Source organism: Nocardia sp. NPDC057663, assembly GCF_042799895.1.
Taxonomy (GTDB): Bacteria; Actinomycetota; Actinomycetes; order Mycobacteriales; family Mycobacteriaceae; genus Nocardia.
Genome location: NZ_JBHVHX010000009.1, coordinates 54,912 through 75,002, shown reverse-complemented (window position 1 = coordinate 75,002; position 20,091 = coordinate 54,912). Strand labels below are relative to the sequence as shown.

23 protein-coding genes are annotated in these 20,091 nt (G+C 69.9%); 4 read left to right on the top strand and 19 right to left on the bottom strand.

Annotated elements, in window-relative coordinates:
- Nucleotides 1-4: 4 nt before the first annotated feature.
- The 12 genes from ACFVAV_RS20500 to ACFVAV_RS20445 all read right to left on the bottom strand — a co-directional run bounded on the left by ACFVAV_RS20500 (nucleotide 5) and on the right by ACFVAV_RS20445 (nucleotide 10,474).
- Nucleotides 5-409 (bottom strand): Fur family transcriptional regulator, encoded by a 405-nt coding sequence (locus ACFVAV_RS20500; protein WP_379036737.1) that lies wholly within the window; start codon nucleotides 407-409, stop codon nucleotides 5-7.
- A gap of 155 nt (nucleotides 410-564) precedes the next feature.
- Nucleotides 565-1,170 (bottom strand): ATP/GTP-binding protein, encoded by a 606-nt coding sequence (locus tag ACFVAV_RS20495; protein WP_379036574.1) that lies wholly within the window; start codon nucleotides 1,168-1,170, stop codon nucleotides 565-567.
- A complete protein-coding gene (locus ACFVAV_RS20490; RefSeq protein ID WP_379036573.1) occupies nucleotides 1,151-1,525 on the bottom strand; it encodes a DUF742 domain-containing protein in 375 nt (124 codons plus the stop codon). Before ACFVAV_RS20490 ends, ACFVAV_RS20495 begins: the two co-directional genes overlap by 20 nt.
- A 10-nt stretch (nucleotides 1,526-1,535) precedes the next feature.
- Nucleotides 1,536-1,943, bottom strand: a complete 408-nt coding sequence (locus ACFVAV_RS20485; protein ID WP_379036571.1) for a roadblock/LC7 domain-containing protein — start codon at nucleotides 1,941-1,943, stop codon at nucleotides 1,536-1,538.
- A gap of 1 nt (nucleotide 1,944) precedes the next feature.
- The gene (locus ACFVAV_RS20480) at nucleotides 1,945-4,290 is read right to left on the bottom strand and encodes a nitrate- and nitrite sensing domain-containing protein (protein ID WP_379036569.1); all 2,346 of its coding nucleotides are present in this window, start codon (nucleotides 4,288-4,290) and stop codon (nucleotides 1,945-1,947) included.
- Nucleotides 4,291-4,504: 214 nt separating this feature from the next.
- Nucleotides 4,505-4,912, bottom strand: a complete 408-nt coding sequence (locus ACFVAV_RS20475; protein WP_379036568.1) for a DUF779 domain-containing protein — start codon at nucleotides 4,910-4,912, stop codon at nucleotides 4,505-4,507.
- Nucleotides 4,912-6,429 (bottom strand): aldehyde dehydrogenase family protein, encoded by a 1,518-nt coding sequence (locus tag ACFVAV_RS20470; RefSeq protein ID WP_379036567.1) that lies wholly within the window; start codon nucleotides 6,427-6,429, stop codon nucleotides 4,912-4,914. The genes ACFVAV_RS20475 and ACFVAV_RS20470 overlap by 1 nt, the downstream gene beginning before the upstream one ends.
- A gap of 87 nt (nucleotides 6,430-6,516) precedes the next feature.
- A complete protein-coding gene (locus tag ACFVAV_RS20465) occupies nucleotides 6,517-7,764 on the bottom strand; it encodes a transcriptional regulator (protein ID WP_379036566.1) in 1,248 nt (415 codons plus the stop codon).
- Nucleotides 7,765-7,892: 128 nt separating this feature from the next.
- Complete coding sequence (locus ACFVAV_RS20460) at nucleotides 7,893-8,213, bottom strand: hypothetical protein (RefSeq protein WP_379036565.1); 321 nt, start codon at nucleotides 8,211-8,213, stop codon at nucleotides 7,893-7,895.
- Nucleotides 8,214-8,280: 67 nt separating this feature from the next.
- Entirely contained in the window at nucleotides 8,281-9,441 is a 1,161-nt protein-coding gene (locus ACFVAV_RS20455) for an alkaline phosphatase family protein (protein ID WP_379036563.1), read from the bottom strand.
- A complete protein-coding gene (locus ACFVAV_RS20450; RefSeq protein ID WP_379036562.1) occupies nucleotides 9,438-9,755 on the bottom strand; it encodes a nuclear transport factor 2 family protein in 318 nt (105 codons plus the stop codon). Before ACFVAV_RS20450 ends, ACFVAV_RS20455 begins: the two co-directional genes overlap by 4 nt.
- Nucleotides 9,756-9,850: 95 nt before the next feature.
- Nucleotides 9,851-10,474 (bottom strand): TetR/AcrR family transcriptional regulator, encoded by a 624-nt coding sequence (locus ACFVAV_RS20445; protein ID WP_379036561.1) that lies wholly within the window; start codon nucleotides 10,472-10,474, stop codon nucleotides 9,851-9,853.
- 121 nt (nucleotides 10,475-10,595) lie between these two features.
- Between ACFVAV_RS20445 and ACFVAV_RS20440 the strand changes: the two genes are divergently transcribed.
- On the top strand, nucleotides 10,596-11,660 hold the full coding sequence (locus ACFVAV_RS20440) for an NAD-dependent epimerase/dehydratase family protein (protein WP_379036559.1): 1,065 nt from the start codon (nucleotides 10,596-10,598) through the stop codon (nucleotides 11,658-11,660).
- Between the two features lie 18 nt (nucleotides 11,661-11,678).
- Here ACFVAV_RS20440 and ACFVAV_RS20435 read toward each other — a convergent pair whose 3' ends face one another.
- The 4 genes from ACFVAV_RS20435 to ACFVAV_RS20420 all read right to left on the bottom strand — a co-directional run bounded on the left by ACFVAV_RS20435 (nucleotide 11,679) and on the right by ACFVAV_RS20420 (nucleotide 15,167).
- A complete protein-coding gene (locus tag ACFVAV_RS20435; RefSeq protein ID WP_379036558.1) occupies nucleotides 11,679-13,208 on the bottom strand; it encodes a polyamine aminopropyltransferase in 1,530 nt (509 codons plus the stop codon).
- The gene (locus tag ACFVAV_RS20430; RefSeq protein WP_379036557.1) at nucleotides 13,208-13,633 is read right to left on the bottom strand and encodes a DUF350 domain-containing protein; all 426 of its coding nucleotides are present in this window, start codon (nucleotides 13,631-13,633) and stop codon (nucleotides 13,208-13,210) included. Before ACFVAV_RS20430 ends, ACFVAV_RS20435 begins: the two co-directional genes overlap by 1 nt.
- 42 nt (nucleotides 13,634-13,675) lie before the next feature.
- Entirely contained in the window at nucleotides 13,676-14,113 is a 438-nt protein-coding gene (locus ACFVAV_RS20425) for a DUF4247 domain-containing protein (protein WP_379036556.1), read from the bottom strand.
- 130 nt (nucleotides 14,114-14,243) lie between these two features.
- Nucleotides 14,244-15,167: a LysR family transcriptional regulator gene (locus ACFVAV_RS20420; protein WP_379036555.1), complete on the bottom strand. Its 924-nt coding sequence runs from the start codon at nucleotides 15,165-15,167 to the stop codon at nucleotides 14,244-14,246.
- Between the two features lie 112 nt (nucleotides 15,168-15,279).
- Between ACFVAV_RS20420 and ACFVAV_RS20415 the strand changes: the two genes are divergently transcribed.
- The 3 genes from ACFVAV_RS20415 to ACFVAV_RS20405 are packed head-to-tail and all read left to right on the top strand — an operon-like array spanning nucleotide 15,280 to nucleotide 17,215.
- The gene (locus ACFVAV_RS20415) at nucleotides 15,280-15,510 is read left to right on the top strand and encodes a hypothetical protein (RefSeq protein WP_379036554.1); all 231 of its coding nucleotides are present in this window, start codon (nucleotides 15,280-15,282) and stop codon (nucleotides 15,508-15,510) included.
- Nucleotides 15,507-16,475 carry an alpha/beta hydrolase gene (locus ACFVAV_RS20410; protein ID WP_379036553.1) on the top strand — a complete coding sequence of 323 codons (969 nt, stop codon included), beginning with the start codon at nucleotides 15,507-15,509 and terminating at the stop codon, nucleotides 16,473-16,475. Before ACFVAV_RS20415 ends, ACFVAV_RS20410 begins: the two co-directional genes overlap by 4 nt.
- On the top strand, nucleotides 16,472-17,215 hold the full coding sequence (locus ACFVAV_RS20405) for an SDR family NAD(P)-dependent oxidoreductase (protein WP_379036552.1): 744 nt from the start codon (nucleotides 16,472-16,474) through the stop codon (nucleotides 17,213-17,215). Before ACFVAV_RS20410 ends, ACFVAV_RS20405 begins: the two co-directional genes overlap by 4 nt.
- On the opposite strand, the gene ACFVAV_RS20400 is transcribed toward ACFVAV_RS20405, so the two are convergent.
- The 3 genes from ACFVAV_RS20400 to ACFVAV_RS20390 all read right to left on the bottom strand — a co-directional run bounded on the left by ACFVAV_RS20400 (nucleotide 17,203) and on the right by ACFVAV_RS20390 (nucleotide 19,896).
- Nucleotides 17,203-17,793, bottom strand: a complete 591-nt coding sequence (locus tag ACFVAV_RS20400) for a class I SAM-dependent methyltransferase (protein ID WP_379036551.1) — start codon at nucleotides 17,791-17,793, stop codon at nucleotides 17,203-17,205. The two genes, ACFVAV_RS20405 and ACFVAV_RS20400, sit on opposite strands and share 13 nt — an antisense overlap.
- A 72-nt stretch (nucleotides 17,794-17,865) precedes the next feature.
- On the bottom strand, nucleotides 17,866-18,480 hold the full coding sequence (locus ACFVAV_RS20395; protein ID WP_379036550.1) for an HAD family hydrolase: 615 nt from the start codon (nucleotides 18,478-18,480) through the stop codon (nucleotides 17,866-17,868).
- 261 nt (nucleotides 18,481-18,741) lie between these two features.
- Nucleotides 18,742-19,896, bottom strand: a complete 1,155-nt coding sequence (locus ACFVAV_RS20390) for an LLM class flavin-dependent oxidoreductase (RefSeq protein ID WP_379036548.1) — start codon at nucleotides 19,894-19,896, stop codon at nucleotides 18,742-18,744.
- Nucleotides 19,897-20,091 lie beyond the last annotated feature (195 nt).

Genomic DNA, 20,091 nt, shown 5'->3' with positions numbered 1-20,091 from the left:
CCTTTCAGGAGAGTGATGATGTCAGGCAGTCGGGGCAGCGGCCCCAGTAGATGACCTCGGCTTCGTCGACGACGAAACCGGTGTCATCGAGAGCGGTCAGACAGGGCGCATCGCCGACTGCGCAGTCGACATCGACAATCACGCCGCAGGATCGGCACACCAGGTGATGATGGTTGTCCCCGACCCGGGTCTCGTACCGGGCGACCGTGCCCATCGGCTGGATCCGCCGGAGCAGTCCGGCGGTGGTGAGTACACGCAGCACGTCGTACACGGCTTGATGACTCACCGCGCCGAGGGTGTCTCTGACCCGGCTCAGGATGGTGTCGGTGTCGGCGTGCGGTTGCTGGTGCACGGCGGTGAGCACCGCCAGGCGCGGCGAGGTGACGCGCAGCGAGGCTGCGCGGAGCATCCGCTCGAAGTCCGACGTGGTGGACACATTACAAATTATTACTCGTTCCAGATGGCAGCGGAAGCATTTCCGGGCAAGTCGGCAACAGCCGGATCGGCGCGGGTATCTGGAAGCACAGGAGAACTGACCGGGACCGCCCCCCGGTCGACCACCGGCTAGGTGGTCACCGGGGTGCGGGTGGCGCGTTCGATCAGGTACTCGACGAGGTGGGTCAGCACCGCCTTCGCCGAGGGCCGGTCGCGGGCGTCGCACAGCATGACCGGGGTGTTCGGATCGAGGTCGAGCGCGTCGCGGACCTCGTCGATCGTGTAGCGCGGCGCGCCTTCGAAGCAGTTCACCGCGATCAGGAACGGCAAACCGCGCCGTTCGAAGAAGTCCACGGCCGCAAAGGAATTGCTCAGGCGACGGGTGTCGGCGAGCACGATCGCGCCGAGCGCGCCGCGGCACAGCTCGTCCCAGAGGAACCAGAACCGGTCCTGGCCGGGCGTACCGAACAGGTACAGCACGAGATCGCGGTCGATGGTGATGCGGCCGAAGTCCAGCGCGACCGTGGTCGTCGACTTCTGCTCCACCCCCGACAGGTCGTCGACGCCGGTGCTGACCTCGGTGATCAGCTCTTCGGTGCGCAGCGGCGCGATCTCGCTGATCGAGGAGACCATGGTGGTCTTGCCGACGCCGAAGCCGCCGGCGATAAGGATCTTCACCGAGGCGGCCAGGTGCTGCCCGCCCAGTGCTGTGGGGTCAAAGTTTTCGGATGCCATCCAGAACCGCTCGCAATACGTTGAGGTCCCCGGTGCCGGCCTCGGCCGCTACCGGAGACCGGAAGATGAGGTGGCCCTCGGCGATGAGATCACCGACGAGGATCTTGGTCACCGCCAGAGGAAGTTTCAGCACGGCCGAGACCTCGGCCACCGACTGCGGACGCTTGCACAACCGTGCGATCGTCGCGTACTCGGGTTCCGGTCGTCGCAAGGTGGGGGCGGGATGTACTGCCACCACCACCGTGAGCATGTCCAGGTCGTGCGCCGCACCCATGGTGCGGCCGCGGGTCACCGCGTACGGCCGGACGAGAGGTCCGGCCGCGTCGTCGAACCACGGATCGCCGAGTCGAGTCATGTGAGGCTTCCTATAGCTCCGCCAGTCCGTGCCGCGGCTCGGTCGACAGATAATTGCCGACCCGCTGCACGGTGAGATTCATTTCGTAGGCGACCATGCCGAGGTTCGCCGACTCGTTGGCCTGCAGAGCCAGGCACGCGTTGTCGCCCGCCGAGGTGACGAACAGAACGGCGCGATCGAGCTCGATCACCGCTTGCCGCACGCCACCGCCGTCGAAGCGGCTGCCCGCGCTGCGCGCGAGACCGTAGAGAGTCGACGACATGGCGGCGAAGTGCTCGGCGTCCTCACGCTTCATCTGCGAGGAACGTCCGAGCAGCAGCCCGTCGGTGGACAGCACGACCGCGTAGCGGACCCCCGCCAGCCGGTCGACGAGATCGTCGAGCAGCCAGTTGAGATCACCGGGGTGGGGAGAGTTCACCTCAGCCTTCCTGTTCGTCCTGGTTCGATGTGGTCAGGGGCTTGCGCCCCTGCCTGGTGCCGTTCTCGATCGCGGACATGAGATCGCGCGCCTGTTCGGCTGTCCGTGGCCGCTCCGGCGCCCGGGGCGCTTCGGCGGCAGGTTCTTCGGTGAGCTCGGGCGCCAGGTTCGTCTGCCGCTGGCGGCGCGGCAGGGCGGGTCGCTCTTCGGGGCCGTCGGTCTGCACGGCGGGCAGTTCGGGGGCGGGTGCCACCGGGCGCGGCGGGGCGGGCGGCTCGGCGACGAGCGTGGCCACCGAGGTGGGCGCCGGTGCCGATTCGAGAGCCGCGACCGGAGCGGGCTCGGGCGCCGGGGCAGGCAGGCCACGCCGCAGCGGACCGGTCGTCACCGGCGCCATCATCGCGGTATCGGACTCGCCGGCGAGCAGGGCCAGCGGGATGAGCACGATGGCGCGGATGCCGCCGTAGTCGGATTCGCTGAGCCGCACCGACACACCGTGCGAGGTCGACAGCCGGGCGACGACGAACAGGCCGAGCCGCGAGTCCGAGGACAGCGTGCCGACACCGAAGTCCGGCGGATCGGCCAGCATGGCGTTGTACTTGGCCATGTCCTCGGGGCTCATGCCCATGCCCTGATCGGTGATCTCGACGACCACGCCCTTGCCGACGATGTTGCCGCTCGCCTCCACCCGCGACTGCGGCGGGGAGAACGCGGTGGCGTTGTCGACGAGCTCGGCGAGCAGGTGCACGAGGTCGGCCACGACGGTGCCGACGACCTCCACCTCGGGCAGCTTGGTGACGCGCACCCGGGCGTAGTCGAGCGTTTCGCCGATGGCGCTGCGCACGACGTCCATCACCGGAACCGGCTTGCGCCACTGGCGACCGGGCCGCCCGCCGCCCAGAATGATCAGATTCTCGGCATTACGGCGTTCGCGGGTGGCGAGGTGGTCGAGCTTGAACAGGGTCTCGAGCAGCGCCGGATCTTCCTGGCTGCGCTCGGCCTCGTCGAGGATCTCCAGCTGACGGTGGACCACGATCTGGCTGCGGTGGGCGATATTGAGGAACACCGCGCGCACACCCTCCCGGGTGCGGGCTTCGTCGACGGCGGCGCGCAGCGCGGCCGAGGCGGCGTGCTCGAAGGCCTGGGCGACCTGACCGATCTCGTCCTTGCCGAAGTCCAGGGTGGGGGAGGTCTGCACGGCGTCGATGTCGCCGCCCGCACGCAGCGCGCGCATGGTGGCGGGCAGCTGTTCGTCGGCGAGGGCGAGGGTTTCGGTGCGCAGCCTGCGCAGGCGCCGGATGATCCGGTTGGCCAGGATCACCGCGATCAGGAACACCAGCACACTGAGCGCGAGCACGCCGCCGCCTGCCAGGGCGGCGTTGACCTCGGCCCGGTGCGCGGTGTCCTCGGCGAGCTTCTGGATGTGCTTGTTGTGCGCGTCGTACGCGTCGAGCAGGGCCCGGTTGACTTCGGCTGCCGCGCTCTGCCATTCGGGCAACGACAGCGGCAGCGCCGGCGCGGACGTCTGTTTGGCCGACGTGGTGGAGGTCTGCGTAGCCGGTGCCGCGAACCGTTGCACGATGGCCGACTCCATGGCCGAGAGTTGCTGCCAGTTCGGCGAAGCCAGCAGCGCGGTGATCACAGGGCGCTGGGCCTCGTCGAGTTCCGCGGCCACATTGGCGACTTCGTTGTGGTAGAAGCCGCTCTGCCGCAGGAACTCGTCGAGTGGAATGCTGGTCGCGCCGTCCGCGGCCACCACCGACAGGGCGAGGGCATTGCTGCGCGACATCGCCTCGGCGGCGTTGAGCAGGCGCAGGCCCTCGCTGACACCGGAGGCGACGACAGCGTCGGGGGCGGCGCGCTCGGCGACCTTCGTGCCCTGAGGGAACACATCGAGCAAGCGGTTGTAGAACGTGTAGGCGTCGATGGCGGGCAGCATCCCCGCGTCGGCGCCACCGCGGACACTGGCCAGATGAGTTCCGAGGGTGGCGAATCCGCCCTTGTCGTCACCGATGTTGGAGTCGTCGACCTCGCGGATGGCCGTCGAGACCTCGATCAGGGCACGGAAGGCGGCGTCGAGCCGGGCACGGGCGGGACCGAGTGCGGGCTGGGCGCTCTCGTCACCGGCGAGGTGCGCCAGGGTGAGCTGGCGTTCGGATTGGACCGCCTCGATCACCTCGCGGGTGCAGGGCAGCGCCGCCTGCATCTCCGATGCCCAGGTCTTGGCCTGGTTGCTCTCCTCGACCAGATAGCCCGCCGTGCCCACGCCGACGACCACCAGGGCGAGACTGGGAATGAGAGCGATCGCCAGAATCCGGGTACGAACACCGAGCCTCGCTAAGAACATCGCTATAACGTAACGGAATCGTTGCAGTCTTGGCGTGCATGTCTCGCTGAGCGAGACGTGATTTGGTTTGTGCCCGAACGCATTTGCTATGTGCCGTCCAGCACGGAAGCGGCGAGCTCACCCCGCCGGCTGAGCCGCGATGGCCCAGTCGGCGGGGGCTCGCCGTGGCCTGGCAGCGCCGGGAAGGTCCAGCCAGGTCAGGTCGGTGGCGCCGCTACAGCGTGCGGTCGGCGCCCGTTCGTGGGGGCGGTGCGGCCGCCAGCGCGGCGTTCTCCGCGGCGGTCAACTGCCTGGCGCGCAACACGAATCGCATGCCCTGGCCCGCTTCCAGCGATTCCGCGCTGGCCTGCCCGCGCACCGCGTCGACGGTGAGGTGGGTGTCCTTCCAGCATTCGAACTGCTCGGGGCTGATCCAGAACTCGGTGTGCCAGCTGAGCCTGCCGAGCAGGACGTCGGCCTTCTCGATCGGGAACTGCTTGGCCGACAGGCAGACCGGCGCGACATCGGAGTCGCCACAGTCGCCCGCCTGGCGGAACAGCACCGGGCCGTTGTCCTCGATCAGCCTGCGCAACAGCGTCTGTGCCCGTTCGGTGATCTCCACACGGTGGATCCGGTTCTGCATCAGAACATCCCGAGTTTCGTCGTCGAATAACTGACCAGCACGTTCTTGGTCTGCTGGTAGTGCCCGAGCGCCATGGCGTGGGTCTCCCTGCCGAATCCCGACTTCTTGTAGCCGCCGAACGCGGCGTGCGCGGGGTAGGAGTGGTAGCAGTTGGTCCACACCCGGCCGGCCTTGATGCCGCGGCCTAGTCGATGGGCGGTGGTGATATCGCGGGTCCACACGCCCGCACCGAGGCCGTAGAGAGTGTCGTTGGCGATGCGGATCGCCTCGTCGGTGGTGTCGAAACGCGTCACCGCGACGACCGGGCCGAAGATCTCCTCCTGGAAGATCCGCATCGTGTTCTCACCCTCGAAGACGGTGGGTTCGATGTAATACCCACCGGGCAGGCCGTCGACCTTACGTGCTTCCCCTCCAGTCAGCACGCGGGCGCCTTCGGCTCTGCCGATGTCCAGGTAGGACAGGATCTTCTCGTACTGGTCGTTGCCGGCCTGCGCGCCGATCATCGTCTCGGTGTCGAGCGGATGACCGGACACGATGGCCTCGGTGCGGGCGATGCAGCGGGCGAGGAACTCGTCGTAGATCGATGAGTGGATCAGCGCCCGCGACGGGCACGTGCACACCTCACCCTGGTTCAGGGCGAACATCACGAAACCCTCGATCGCCTTGTCGAGGTAGTCGTCGTCGGCGGCCAGCACATCGGGCAGGAAGATGTTGGGGCTCTTGCCGCCCAGCTCCAGCGTCACCGGGATGATGTTCTCCCCGGCGTACTGCATGACCAGCCTGCCGGTGGTGGTCTCGCCGGTGAAGGCGATCTTGGCCACCCGCGGGCTCTGTGCCAGCGGTTTGCCCGCCTCGACGCCGAAACCGTTGACCACGTTGAGAACCCCGGGCGGTAGTAGATCCGCGATCAGCTCGACCACCAGCAGCAGCGAAGCGGGCGTCTGTTCGGCGGGTTTGATCACCACGCAGTTGCCGGCGGCCAGCGCGGGGGCCAGCTTCCAGGCCGCCATCAGGATCGGGAAATTCCACGGGATGATCTGCCCGACGACACCGAGCGGTTCGTGGAAGTGATACGCGACGGTGTCGGGATCGATCTGCGAGATCCCGCCCTCCTGGGCCCGCAGGACACCGGCGAAGTAGCGGAAGTGGTCGACGGCCAGCGGCAGGTCGGCGGCCAGGGTCTCGCGGACCGGCTTGCCGTTGTCCCAGGTCTCCGCGACCGCCAGCGGCTCGATGCTGTTCTCGATCCGGTCGGCGATCTTGTTCAGGATGTCGGCCCGCTCGGCGACCGGGGTAGCGGCCCAGCGGTCGGTGGCCCGGTGCGCGGCCTCGAGTGCCATGTCGATATCGGCGGCGGTGGATCTGGCCACCGAGCAGAAGGTCTCGCCGTCGACGGGCGAGGTGTTGTCGAAATAGCGGCCTTCGATAGGGGCGGCCCAGTCACCTCCGATGAAGTTGTCGTACCGGGCGGCATAGCTGACGATGCCGGTGTCCGATCCGGGTTTGCCGTAGATCATGCGCCTCGCTCCTCGCGACCCTTGCGTGGTGGGACACACTATGGTCGGAGAAGGTTGGTACGAGGTTGGTTAGCGCGTTTGCGCAGGTCAGCCCTGGCGTGCGGTGTAGAGACGGGCGGTGACGACGGCACGGCGGACGTCGTCGCGGGGGAGCAGGCGCAGGGCGTGCTCGTGCACGGCGACATCGCCGGGGCAGCGCTGGCCGAACGCGACCGCGTGTTCGGCGCGGTCGCTGCCCAGCACCGCGTTGCGGATGCCGACATCGAGGTGGGCCCGCCACTGTTCGACGCCGGGCAGGGCCGAACCGGGGAGCAATGGACCGCGATACAGCCACAGTGCCGAGGTGAGGTCGCCGCCCTCGATGGCGGCGAGCAGGTCCACCGCGTCGCAGGAGATGGGTCCGGTGAGCATGTAGCGCCGGTTGGCGATCTCGCCGCGGGTTGCCCGGCGCAGGTGCGAGACATCGGCTTTGAGCGTGTTCAGCGACACCGCCCGGTCACCGTAGACCGCGGCATGGAGCTGTTCGGGGGTATAGCCCTCGGGTTCCAGCGCCAGCAGGGCCAGGATCTCGAGCTGCCGCGGTGGCAGCGGGACCGGCCTGCCGTCGCGCAACAGCCGTGCGGCGCCGAGGCATTCGAGCCGCACACCCGGCGCGGGGGTAGGCGCTTCGGCGCGCAGCATCGTCTCCACCGCGGTCACCAGCGCGCGGACCGACGTCATCACCATCGGGTGCGACCGTTCCCAGCTCGAGGACAGGTCGAGCACGCCCACCTGCCTGCCGTCGGGGCCGTGGATGGGAGCGGAATAGCAGACCCAGCCGTGCAGGGCGGCGACCAGATGTTCGGCGGAGAACACGGTGACGGCCTTGTCGTCGTGCAGCGCGAGCGACAAACCATTGGTGCCCATATGGCTTTCGTCCCACACTCCGCCCGGCGCGAAGTTCACCTGCTCACCTTGGCGGCGCAGGGTGCGATCGCCCGCGGTCCACAAGATGGTGCCCGATTCGTCACTGACGACAGCGAGATAGCCGGAATCCTCGGCGATTCCGCGCAGCTGACCCGCGAGTTCGGTGACGGGCCTGCGCAGTGGCGACTCCGACCAGCGGTCGCTGATGTCGTCGAAACCGGGGGCCACGGTCTGGGCCGGGTCGACCGTCTGCAGGGACCGCTGCCACGACTTGGCCACATCCTCGCGCACCGGACCGGTGTCGCGCGGCAACTGCAGGGGACGCGACGGTGCCGCGAGCCGATTCCACTGCTGCTCGAGCGCGCCACGATAGTCCGCGAGCCGATCCGGCCTGGGCGATCCGGCGATCGGATCGTCGTGTGCGCCCACGTTCCCTCCCTGCTCGTCGGTGGCGCTTTCCTGTCTATCAGCTGCGCCACCGGTCTGTGCACCGATTGCCGGAGGATGGCCAGGTCACCGGCGCATGCCCTGTCGTGGCGGCTTGACGCCGCGGTCGGCTACTTGTTCAGGAACAGGCCGGCGATGTCGGCGTTCTTGATCGGGGTGTCGATATTGCGCTGGCCCGCGCACAGCAGGTCGACCTGCACGATCATCGAGTCGACCAGGGTACCCGCCGGTTCGTTGTCGGTGCCGTTGCGCTCCTTGATCGCCTTGGTGATGGTGATCCGCTTGGTGTCGGGATCCTGGTTGACGTACTCGCGGCAGGGCGTGTCGCCACCCTGGTTGAGCACCCGCTCGATCTCGGCGCAGCCACTCGCCAGGACCGCCAGGACCGCGACGCCGACGGCGAGCGCGCCGGTTCGGGTGGTGGCGTGCATGATTCCTCCTGGAGTGTTCGCTGAGCGCGGTTGCGCGTCGAATGGCCTACAGACTAGGCGGTACGGGTCAGGCGCGGTGGATCCGCAGCGGAACGAGCTGTTCGGCGGCGGTCAGCGAGCCGTGGTGGCCGACCATCATCGACTGCAACGGTTCGGCTCCCGTGCGCACCACGCCACCGTCACCGCGTGCGATGACGACGAGATCGCCGATGCGGGCCGCGGCGTCGTCGGTGACCCGCGGCCCGAACCAGCCCGCTTCGACGGCCTCGGCGCGAGTCTTGACCAGGAAGTCACTCCCGAGCGACCCGATCCAGGTGTCTTCGACGGTGGCGCTCGCGCCCTCGGCGGTATAGACGTGGCGGGCACGCGGTTCGCCGCCGAGCGTCACCACACCCTCGGACAGGTACGGGTGGGTGTCGAAATCGATCCGGTCGACGAGCTCGACCATGCCGTGATCGGCGGTGACGATCAGCGCGGTGCGCGCGGGCAGTCGCGCGGCGAGTTCGGCGGCGATCCGGTCGGCGTTGGCGAGCTCGAACCGCCAGGCCCGCGAGGCAGGGCCGCGGGCGTGACCGGTGGTGTCGAGATCCGCATGATAGGTGTAGACCAGGGTTTTCGGTGCCGAGGTGATCGCCTGGAGCACGCCGTCGACGAGATCGCCGACCGAGAAGGACGGCCGGAAACCGCCGCCGCGCCAGCCCGCCCTCGTCAAACCGGAGCCGTCCTGGTAGCCGGGCGCGACCTGGATCGCGGCGACCCCGGCCGCGGTGGCGCGCTGGAAGACGGTGGGCTGCGGCTGGATTCGCTCGGGCGGGAACTCCGCCAGCGCGTCGACCTTCGGGCCGTCGCCGGTGAGGGACCAGCGCAGCGTGTTGAACAGGCGGTCCTCGCCCGGCAGGCGCAGCAGGTAGCCGACGACGCCGTGCTCGCCCGGCGGCAGCCCGGTGCCGAGGGTGGTGAGACTGGTGGCGGTGGTGCTCGGGAAGCCCGCGGTCATGGTCGCCGGTGGCAGGCTCGACAGGAACGGCGCGGCATCGGCGTTGGCGGCCAGTGCCTGCGCGCCCAGTCCGTCGATCAGCAGGACGCACACCCGGTCGACATCGACATCGAGACCGAGGCCGAGCCGGTCGGTTTCGCCGTCGACGCCGAGACAGGCGAGGACGGAGGGGAGCAGATCGGCGAGGGAGCCCTCGCCGTACCGCGGGGTCAGCAAGTGATTGTCGTTCACGCCTGTCCGGTTTCGAATCGGCTGATCAGCCCGTCACGCACGACGAACCGCCAGGTGGTACGCATCGAGCCCCAACGGGTGTTGGTGTAGCCGGCGGTCAGCTCCAGGCCGTCCGCATCGACCGACTCGACCTCCAGATGCCCGTTGCTGCTGAAGATCTCGGCCTCGGTCCACTGGGCGAGATTGCGTTCGACCCCGTCGTCGGACATGGTCGCGTCCTCGGTCAGTACACCGTAGAAGCGGTCGGTGTCCTGGGCGTTGAGCGCGTCGACGAACACTTCGACCACGGGATCGAGTTTCGCGGTGGCAGACATCGGGTCTCCTGCTCGGGTGGGCACACGAGGGAAATGTGATGCTACCCACTGTAGGTGAGCGCGCGGGCCCGGCTGGGCGAATAGGTGACGGCGCGTCAGGCGCCGGGGCGGGGCGGGGCGATGAGGTCGGTGAACGCGCGCATGATCGCGTCGACCAGCTCGGGCGCCTGCGTTCCCATCTGTTCGCAGCGCTTTTCGAGTTGCCCGTCCAGCCACAGTGAGGCCAGGCCGTGCGCCAGCCCCCACCAGGCGACCGCGAGGGTTTCGGCGCGGTCGGCGGGGAGCACGCCGGCCGCGACCGCCTGGGTGACGGTGTCGTCGAGTATCTGGAACGCGGCGTCGGCGGCGGTGTGCGCGTCGGGGTGCTTGTCGGGCTCGGACAGCTCGGGCCGGAACATCAGCCGGAACTGCGCCGGATGCTCGCGGGAGAACCGCACGTAGGCGTCGGCGAGATCGGTCAGCGCGCCCAGCGGTGTGGTGGCCGCGGCCGTGGCCGCGGCGAGGTCGGCGGCGAGCTGCTGGAAACCGTCGACCGACAGCGCCGACAACAGCGCGCCGCGGTCGGCGAAGTGGTGATAGGGCGCGCCGCTGCTGACCCCGGCCTCGCGGGCGACGCGGCGCAGGCTCACGGCCGCGAGGCCTTCGCTCTCGATCAGGCGCAGGCAGGCGTCCATCAACGTCGCCCGCAGGTCGCCGTGGTGGTATCTGGTGCGCTTCACCCTCCGAGCGTATGCGAGCACCCGGCGAGAATCCGCACTGGACAGAAAATCTATGCAGTGTTTAGATTAACTGAGCACCGCTCAGATGTGCGGTCTCCACCGTAGGACGAAGGGTTGAACCATGACCACACGGGTACTCGTCACCGGCGCGACAGGTTTCGTGGCCGGCCACTGCATCGCCGAACTGCTCGAGCACGGCTACGCCGTCCGTGGCACCGTGCGTGACCTCGACGCGCACGCCAAGCGCGCGCACCTGATCGATCTCGCCCGCCGCCTCGGCGGCGACCTCGACTTCGTCGCCGCCACGCTCGACGACGACGCGGGCTGGGCCGAGGCGGTGGCGGGCTGCGACACCGTGCTGCACGTCGCCTCGCCGTTCCCGTCCGCGCCGCCGGACGACGAACAGGCCCTGATCGGCCCCGCCGTCGACGGCACTCTGCGGGTGCTGCGCGCCGCCGCAGCGGCCGGGGTGCGGCGCGTCGTGCTCACCTCGTCGGTGGCCGCGGTCGCCTACGGCCACGATGTCGACAAGGCGCGGACCGAAGCCGACTGGTCGGTCGTCGACCGTATCCCCGCGTATCAGAAGAGCAAGACCCTGGCCGAGCGCGCCGCCTGGGAGTATGTCGAATCACTCGACGGCGGACTCGAACTCGTCGCGGTGAATCCGGGAATCGTGCTCGGGCCGCTGCTCGACGCGACGATCAGTACCTCGCACGAGCCGATCCGCCGTCTGCTCAACCGCGATGTGCCGGGGTCGGTGCACACCGGATGGACGCCGGTCGACGTCCGGGACCTGGCCGTCGCGCACCGGCTGGCGATGGAAGTGCCCGCGGCGGCGGGCAATCGGTACATCTGCGCGGCCGAACCGCTGTGGATGGGTGAGCTCGCCCGGCTGCTGGCACGTGACTTCGACCCGCAGGGCTTCCGGGTACCGACCCGGGTGCTGCCGAACTGGCTGGTCCGCCTGGTGGCGGTCTTCGACAAGAGTGTCCGGCTGACGGTGCCGGTGCTCGGCCGCACCGAATACGTCAGCGCCGAGAAGGCGCGGCGGGAACTGGGCTGGACGATGCGCCCGGTCGAGGACACGATCCGCGACACCGCCGACAGCCTGATCGCCTTCGGCCTCGTCACCGCGCCCGGTGCGCGGCGGGCGGCACCCGCCGCGGCGCAGGCCGGAGCCCGGTGAGCGGGATCAGCCTGAGCGTCAACGCCATTCCTGGCGTTGCAGGTCCTGGATCACCGGGCGCATGAGGGTCGACACCTCGGGCTCGACCGCGCGGCGATCCGGCGGGAACACGGTGGCCGCGGTGAGAGTGCGATCGTCGAGGGAACGCAGTGGGCCGGGGGAGCGCAGCGCCGGTGCCGGGCTCTCCCCGGTCGCGGCGAGGATGAACCCCCAGTCGCCGAAGCTCGGGACGTCCACGTGGTAGGGGGTCGTGTGCAGTCCGGCCGCGCGCAGGGTGGCGTCGATGGTCCAGAAGGAGCGCGGTGCGAAGAACGGCGAACCGGACTGCACCACCAGGCGGGCGCCGGGCGCCAGCACGTTGGCGGTCATCGCGTAGAACTCCTGCGAGTACAGCTTGGCGATGGAGGTCTGGTCCGGGTCGGGCAGGTCGAGGATCACCGCGTCGAAGAGTCCTGGGGCGCCGCGTAACCAGGTGAAGGCATCGGCGGTGACCACCCGCACGCGCGGGTCGTCGAAGGCGCGCTGGTTGAGCGCGATGAGGCGTTCGTCGGTGCGGGCGAGCTCGATCATCGCCGGATCGAGCTCGACCAGCGTCACTTCGCCGACGTCCGGGTAGCGCAGGATCTCGCGCAGAGCCAGGCCGTCGCCGCCGCCGAGGACCAGCACCGAGCGACGCGTGCCGGCGAGTACCGGATGCACGAGCGCCTCGTGATACCGGTACTCGTCGACCGAGGAGAATTGCAGCCCGCCGTTCAGATACAGGCGGGTGTCGGTGGTGCCGAAGGGGGAGAACGATTCGGTGAGCACGATCTGCTGGTACGGCGTGCGGGTCTGCCACACGATCGGATGCGCGAACAGCGCCTGCTGGGCGGTCGCCTCGAACCGGTCGGCGTAGAGGTAGGTGCCGGTGAGCCCGCAGGCCACCACCACGGTCGCGGCGACCAGCACGTGCCGGGCGGCACGTGTCATCTGGGCGCGAAAGAAGAAGAACGCCAACGCCAGTCCGGCGACGGCGTTGACCACGCCGACCACGAGACTGCCGCGGATCTGCCCGAACACCGGCAGCAGCAGGAACGGGAACGCCAGTCCGCCCAGCAGCGCACCGACGTAGTCGGCGGCGAACAGATCGGCGACCGCGCCGCTGGCCTCCTGCCTACGGACCTGCTGGAGCAACTCCATCAGCAGCGGGATCTCGGCCCCGATCAGCATCCCGATCACGGCCGCGGCCAGCACCAGTGTGCCGGTGTAGACGTTGAGCCAGGCGTAGCTGGCGTACAGCGCCGCCACCGACAGCCCGCCGATCACGGCCAGCGCCAGCTCGACCGCGACGAACGCGGCGGCCGCGTGGCGGCGCAACGGTTTCGCGGCGAGCGCGCCGACACCCATCGCGCACACCATCACGCTCAGCGTGATCGAGGCCTGTGCCGCGGTGTCACCGATCAGGTAGCTGCCGAGGGTGACCAGCGACAGTTCGTACACCAGACCGCAGGCGGCGCAGACGAACACGGTCGCCAGCAGCGCCGCCCTGGCCAGGCGGGGCACGGGCATCAGGTGAGGCCCGCGGCCACCACCAGCGCGACCGCGACGTGCGCCGACGCCGTGACCCACACCGCGGGATGCGGTTCCGGGTCGGCGACGACGGCCCGGAAATCACCGGGGGTGAGCGCGTCGAGCAGCACGAACGCCAGCGCCATCGCGGCGAGCCCGATCACGCCGTAGATCGCGCTGGCCAGCAGTGCCTGCGCGATCTTGCCCTCGGAGGTCCAGATGGCGGTGGCCACGATGATGCCGACGCCGAACAGGTTCGAGGCGAGCAGGATCGCGGCGTTGCGGTTGCGTTCCAGCCAGATCTGGGCGCGCAGATCGCCGGGCGTGAGCAGGTCGACGAGGCCGAATCCGACAGCCATCAACACGATTCCCACCGCGGAATAGGCGAGCGCGGCGCCCGCGTCCGCCGCCAGGTCGGCGAGCATGAGTGTCCTCCTGTGCTGTGTGAGGCGAGCTGCCTCGATGAACTACTTGCCGCCGGTGTCGCTGCCGCCGCCGCGGAAATCGCCCGCCGCGGAGCCGCTGTTCCAGCCGTAGGTGCTGGTGTGCGAGTGGTGGCGGCGGGTGCCGTTGGCGAGACTGTCGACCAGGACCAGCGATCCGCCCGCATGCGGCGACACCGCGATCAGGTCCTTGTCGAAGCGCAGGTAGTGGTTGTCGCCGGTGTTGCGGCGGTCGCGCGGGTCGGTGGCCTTGGCGATGGCGGCGGCGACGGCGGCCGGTGCGGCGGCCGCGGTGAACGCGAGCCCGTCGTTGACCTGGTCGAGCTGGCGAGCGCGCTGATAGCGCTCGGCCACGAACTCCCGCGGATCCTCGTCGCGGGTCACCACGACCACCACGATCACGGCGACGATGGCAACGACCACGGCGACGATGCCCGCCACGATCCATCGGGTGCGATTCATCGTCACGACGGCGCCCCGGAACCGGTGCGCCGCACGACTGTCGGCGATGCGCTGATGAGAAAACCCTCCCCGTGAAAAACTGGCCGGACTGTATCACCCGGTGTGCGCGCATCGAAAACTGTGGGGGTTGCTACGCCTCGGCGGGCAGCCAGTCGCGGGCCGGATCGTAGTCGAGCCACCGCCGTTCGCCCGCCGTCCGGACCAGGGCGGTGACCAGGGCTTCGAGCTGCGGCGGTTCGGGGCGGGAGCGCCAGATCAGCGACCACGCGTAGAGCGGCGTCGGATCGACAAGGGGGATCGCGCGGACGCCGGGGATCTCCGGTGCCGGCACGTCGGCAGGCAGCAGCACGAAGCCGCGCGGATCGTCCGCCAGCGCGGAAAGCATCGGCGCCAGGCCGAGATTCGGGGTGGCGCGATGGTCGTCGATGCCGAATCTGTCGGCGAAACGGGCCAGGAAATCGAGCCGGTCCAGGGCTGCCGGGGTGTGCAGGACGCTGCCGCGCAGCTGGTCGGGGCGTAGTTCGGTGGCCGCGGCCAGCGGATGGCCGGCGCTGACGAGCACGTCGACGGGTTCGAGGCGGATCAGGCGATGGGTGAGGCCCGCGGGCAGGGGCGGGTGGACCCGGCCGAACCCGGCGTCGATGTCGCCGTGGGTGAGGGCGGCGGCGACGGCGGGCAGGTCACGGCCGTGGCCGGGTTCCAGTGGCGGCGCGTCCGGTGCGGCCGCGATCCCGGCGAGGGTGCGCAGGGGCGCGTAGAGATGTCCCCAGACGTCGACGCGCAGGGGACGCTGCTCCGCCCGCAGCGCGGCGACGGCACGGTCGTTCGCTTCGAGCGTTTCCTGTGCGCCCGGCAGGAAGCGGGCACCGTCGTCGGTGAGCCGCACCCCGTGATGGTCGCGGTCGAGGAGCCGGACTCCGAGGGTCGATTCCAGCCGCGCCACCCGTTTGGACAGCGCTTGCTGGCTGAGTCCGAGGGCATCGGCGGCATGGCCGAAATGCCGTTCTTCGGCGACGAACACGAATGCGCGCACGGTCGCCAGATCCAGATCCACGGTCGCCCACCCTAGCCGGGCGGTGGTCGTAGCCAGCGGCGACAACCGATCGTTGTCGGTATGGTCGCCAGGTTGTTGGCCGGCCGGGCCCGCGCGGCGGTTACCTCGAGGCATGCAGCGTTCGATTCCGACCGGCGATCCGGAGCGACCGGTCGCGTTCACCGAGGCGGCCGAACCGGTGCCGCGCTCCGACGAGGCGCTGGTGCGGTGGGTGGCCGACGGCCGGTTGCATCCGGAGGTCGGGCTGGTCGCCGACTGGTCCGAGACCGCGCGGGTGCTCGTCGACCTGCGGGAACGCCGGGTGCGCGGCGAAGCCGTGCTGACCACTGGTGCCGCGCGATGAGCGCCGAACTGGTCGAGGCCCTGTTCAGCCGGGCCACCGGCGCGGGTATCGATCCACACGACTACCGGCGGACCTGCGCCGAGATCGCCACGCCCGCCGACTGGGCACCCGTGTGTGCGGCGGCCGCGGCCAGGTACCGGACAGCGCCGGGTTCGGCGATCACCCGCGGTCACCATCTGCTGATGGCGGCCCGCTGGTCGCACCTGGCGACGCTGGTCCCCGACGAGAACCACGTGGCCCATGCACAAGCGGCGGACTTCGCTGCCGAACAAGGCCTTTCCCTGCTGGAACCGACAGCGCGACGGATCACCGGTCCCGATTTCACCGGCATCCTGCGCGGCCCCGCCGACCCGGCGGGCACGGTGATCGTGGTGCCCGGCCTCGACTCCAGCAAAGACGAATTCCACGTCCTAGCCGATGCACTCCTCGCTCGGGGAGCATCGGTCTTCGCCATGGACGGCCCCGGACAAGGCGCGCGGGTCGCGACCTCGACGCTCACCAGCGACTATCCGGCGGTCGTCAGCGCCGCGATCGACGCGCTCGGTGTCGTGCACGTCGGCGTCGTCGGGCTGAGTCTCGGCGGGTACTACGCCGCGGCAGCCGCGGCGCGGGATCCGCGTATCACCGTGGCCGCCATTGTGAGCGGGCCGTACCGACTGGACTGGGCGGCCCTGCCCGACCCCGTCCGCGACGTGATGACCCGTCGCGCCGGATCACCCGCGGCCGCCGCAGCTTTCGCCGCCACCGTCGACCTCACCGAGCGTGCGCCGCGACTGGCGTGCCCGCTCCTGGTCGTCGACGGCGGCGACGACCTCATTCCCGGCGTCACCGACGCCGCGGCACTGGCCCAGTACGCGCCGAACGGCCGCTATCTCCGCGTCCCCGGCGGCGATCACCTCGTCGGCAACAACCAGCAGGCCTGGCTCCCCGCCCTCGCCGACCATCTCACCCAAGGATTCGCATGAACCGCTACACCGGCAGGATCGCCCTCGTCACCGGCGGCACCAGCGGCATGGGCCTGGCCACCGCCCGCCGCCTGATCGAGGAAGGCGCCCGGGTCGTCGTCACCGGCCGCACCCACGACCGGGTGCGCGCCGCCGCGACAGATCTGGGTCCGCAGGCGACCGGAATCGCCGCCGACACCGCCGATCTCACCGCACTCGACGCGCTGGCCGACAGCATCGCGACCCGCTTCGGCCGCCTCGATCTGGTCTTCGCCAATGCGGGGACCGGCACCTTCGCGCCGTTCCCCGACATCACCGAGGACGTCTTCGACCACGCCGTCGACGTCAACTTCAAAGGTGTGTTCTTCACCGTCCAGAAGACCCTGCCGCTGCTCACGGCGGGCGCGTCCGTCGTACTCAACGCGTCGTGGACCCTGCACCGCGCCGACAGCGCACTCACCCTCTACGCCGCCACCAAGGCCGCCGTGCACAACCTGGCCCGCACCCTGGCCACCGAACTCGGCCCGCGCGGAATCAGGGTGAACTCGATCAGCCCCGGCTACATCGACACCCCCATGTCGGCGGGCGCGATGAGCGAGGAGTTCGCGGCGACGGCGGCGGGCCGGGTGGTGACGGGCCGCTTCGGTACGGCCGAGGAGGTCGCCGCCCTCGTCGCCTTCCTCGGTTCCGCCGACGCGTCCTATGTCAACGGCCAGGACATCGTCGTCGACGGCGGGCTGGTGGCGGCCTACCCGAGCTGACGCGGGCGGTGCCACACCAGCGTGTACCGCCACATGAGCCGGCGGCGGATCTGCGCGCCGGGGAGCAATTCACCGGTCACCGAACGGATCTCGGACAGGGTTTCCTGCGGGTCGCGCACGGCGGCGCCGGGCCCGCCCAGTTCGCGGCGGCGCCACCAGTCCAGGCCGCGGATCGCGGGTAGCAACGGTAGGTAGTGGAAGTCGGCGCGGGGGTGCATCTTCCAGAGGCCGACCACCGCGAGGGTGCCGCCGGGCGCGACCAGGTGGCGCAGGGCCGCGATGCCGTCGCGGACGGGGACGTGGTGCAGGGTCGCGACGGCAGTGACCATGTCGAAGGTGTCGTCGAGGTCGCGGAAGTCGGCCTGTTCGAGGTGCACGTTGGGGGCGGCCGGTGCGGCGGCGATGACCTTGTCGTCGATGTCGACGCCGAGGACGGCGTCACAGCGGGTGGCGAGCTTGCGGGCGAGCAGGCCGTCGCCGCAACCGATGTCGAGAGCGGTGCGGGCGTCGGCCGGAACCTGCTCGAGGATCCACGGGTGGTAGTGCGTGTTGTGATTCCAGTAGGGGTCCGTCGGCATGTCACGACAACGCCCGGGACCACGGTGCGGTTCCGGGCGTAAACCCCTCCGCGCACAGGCGGTTCCGGTGTCCTACCCGCGTCCGGCCGCGTAGCCGGTCAGCCAGTCGGGGAACTGGGTGAGGTCGTCGAGGACGACATCGGCGCCCGCGGCCCGCAATCCGTCGGCGTCGTAGGGGCCGGTCGTCACACCGACCGCCAGCACCTCGGCGGCCTTGGCGCCGCGCATGTCCCCGGCGTGGTCGCCGACGAAGACATCGGCGGATTCGGCCCGCAGGACGTCGGCCTTGCCGGTGGACCACAGGTCACCGGCCAGCCGGTCGATCGCCCAGCCGAGATGCTCGATGTGCAGTCGCGCGTTCGGCTCGAACTTGCCGGTGATCACCAGCGTGCGTCCGCCACGCGCGCGCACCGCGTCGAGCGCGGCGGTCGCGCCGGGCAGGGCGGGGATACGGGGGACGACCTCGGGATAGAGCTCGCGGAACCGGGTGACCAGGTGGGGGATCAGGTCGTCGGGGGCGCCCGCGTCACCGAGCAGGGTGGCCAGCGGCGGCCCGAGGTGGTCGGCGAAGTGGCTGCCCACCATCGGCAGATCGAACTCCCGCGCCAGGGTATCGATCGCGACGGCGACGCCGGGACGCGAGTCGATGAGGGTCATGTCGAGGTCGAAGCCGACGGTGAGGGTCACGAGGCCGAGCGTATCGGCGACGCCGCCCGACCCTGGTTACGGGCTGATTCACGTGGAACGCAGGATGCACTCGATGCCGAAAACGCTTGGGGGAGTGCGGTTGTGTGATGCACGGCGTGCATCACGGCACAGCCGGCCGGAAGTATGGCGATTTCGGGGCGAGCGCGGCGAGGCCAGGTCACCGGCCCGTTCGCCGGTTCGACAGGGAGGAATTCACGGTCACCAGCAGTGACTGCCACTGTGCATCGACTGCCATCCTGCTCAGCTACCGGCCGCCGCGGTGAACGGTGCGACCACCGGCACCGCGGCGGGCCGGGACGGATGCCGCCACACGCCCTTGCGTTCCAGTATCGGCAGCACACCCTCCCCGAACCAGTACGCCTCCTCCAGATGCGGGTATCCGGACAGGATGAAGTGGTCGATCCCGAGCGCGGCGTACTCGAGCAGCCGCTCGGCCACCTCCGCGTGCGAGCCGACCAGCGCCGTGCCCGCGCCGCCGCGGACCAGACCGACGCCGGCCCACAGATTGGGGGCGATTTCGAGTCCGTCGGTGCGCCCGTTGTGCAGCTGGGCCATCCGGCGCTGTCCCTCGGACTCGCTGTCGGCGAGGCTGGCCTGCACCCGCGCGATCGCGCCCGGCGCGATGCCTGCCAGCAGCCGGTCGGCCTCGGCCCACGCCTCGGCGGCGGTGTCGCGGCTGATCACGTGGATGCGCAGGCCGAAGTCGACGGTGCGGCCCTCGATCGCGGCCAGTCCCCGGATCCAGTCGAGCTTCTTCGCCACCGCGTCGAGCGGCTCGCCCCAGGTCAGATACGTGTCGGCGTAGCGGGCGGCCACCGGTCCCGCCGGTCCGGAGGAGCCGCCGAAGAAGACCGGCGGAACCGGGTCGGGCCGGGCGCTGAGCAGAGCGTCCCGCACCCGCAGGTGCGCGCCGGTGAAACTGATCGGCTCGGTCGACGCCCACAGCTCGCGCACGATGTGCAGGAACTCCCCGGTGCGGGCGTAGCGCTGCGCCTTGTCCAGGAAGTCGCCGTAGGCCTGCTGCTCGCGCGGCTCGCCGCCGGTGACGACGTTGAGCAGCAGCCTGCCGCCGGAATGCCGCTGGAAGGTCGCCGCCATCTGGGCAGCCAGGGTGGGGCTGACCAGGCCGGGACGTAACGCCACCAGGAACTTCAGCGTCTCACTGGTCTGTACCAGCATGGCGGTGGTCAGCCAGGCGTCCTCGCACCACGCGCCGGTCGGGGTCAGCACGCCCTCGAAGCCGTTGTCCTCGGCCGCGGCGGTGAGCTGGTTCAGATAGCGCAGCGTGGCCGGGCGATCGCCGGACATGAAGCTGCCGTGCCCGCCGGCGACCAGCCCGCGCGAATCGCCATATGTGGGCAGGAACCAGTGGAACGACAGTCCGCGCTCGGTCATGTCCGCCTTTTCGTCGCAGTGAGGGGAGTCAGTCATCGACTCTGACCGGCGAATGCGGCGACGTCACGGATTCGGATCACCGTGCGTGCAACCGCCGACACGCCGCGGCGCGCCCCGATCGAACTAGACGTAACTATGCGAAACACGTAATCTTGCCGCAGGCTCGGGCGACGATGCTCGAGCGGCGACGGACCC

Coding starts and splice junctions, on each gene's coding strand:
- ACFVAV_RS20470 (WP_379036567.1), bottom strand. CDS start 6,429: ATGATCTACGGCAAACCCGGATCGGACACCGGCATCGTCAGCTATGCC.
- ACFVAV_RS20490 (WP_379036573.1), bottom strand. CDS start 1,525: ATGACTCGACTCGGCGATCCGTGGTTCGACGACGCGGCCGGACCTCTC.
- ACFVAV_RS20405 (WP_379036552.1), top strand. CDS start 16,472: ATGAACCGCTACACCGGCAGGATCGCCCTCGTCACCGGCGGCACCAGC.
- ACFVAV_RS20500 (WP_379036737.1), bottom strand. CDS start 409: ATGCTCCGCGCAGCCTCGCTGCGCGTCACCTCGCCGCGCCTGGCGGTG.
- ACFVAV_RS20415 (WP_379036554.1), top strand. CDS start 15,280: ATGCAGCGTTCGATTCCGACCGGCGATCCGGAGCGACCGGTCGCGTTC.
- ACFVAV_RS20430 (WP_379036557.1), bottom strand. CDS start 13,633: ATGCTCGCCGACCTGGCGGCGGACGCGGGCGCCGCGCTCGCCTATTCC.
- ACFVAV_RS20475 (WP_379036568.1), bottom strand. CDS start 4,912: ATGCAGAACCGGATCCACCGTGTGGAGATCACCGAACGGGCACAGACG.
- ACFVAV_RS20425 (WP_379036556.1), bottom strand. CDS start 14,113: ATGAATCGCACCCGATGGATCGTGGCGGGCATCGTCGCCGTGGTCGTT.
- ACFVAV_RS20410 (WP_379036553.1), top strand. CDS start 15,507: ATGAGCGCCGAACTGGTCGAGGCCCTGTTCAGCCGGGCCACCGGCGCG.
- ACFVAV_RS20450 (WP_379036562.1), bottom strand. CDS start 9,755: ATGTCTGCCACCGCGAAACTCGATCCCGTGGTCGAAGTGTTCGTCGAC.
- ACFVAV_RS20435 (WP_379036558.1), bottom strand. CDS start 13,208: ATGCCCGTGCCCCGCCTGGCCAGGGCGGCGCTGCTGGCGACCGTGTTC.
- ACFVAV_RS20495 (WP_379036574.1), bottom strand. CDS start 1,170: ATGGCATCCGAAAACTTTGACCCCACAGCACTGGGCGGGCAGCACCTG.
- ACFVAV_RS20460 (WP_379036565.1), bottom strand. CDS start 8,213: ATGCACGCCACCACCCGAACCGGCGCGCTCGCCGTCGGCGTCGCGGTC.
- ACFVAV_RS20480 (WP_379036569.1), bottom strand. CDS start 4,290: ATGTTCTTAGCGAGGCTCGGTGTTCGTACCCGGATTCTGGCGATCGCT.
- ACFVAV_RS20440 (WP_379036559.1), top strand. CDS start 10,596: ATGACCACACGGGTACTCGTCACCGGCGCGACAGGTTTCGTGGCCGGC.
- ACFVAV_RS20400 (WP_379036551.1), bottom strand. CDS start 17,793: ATGCCGACGGACCCCTACTGGAATCACAACACGCACTACCACCCGTGG.
- ACFVAV_RS20390 (WP_379036548.1), bottom strand. CDS start 19,896: ATGACCGAGCGCGGACTGTCGTTCCACTGGTTCCTGCCCACATATGGC.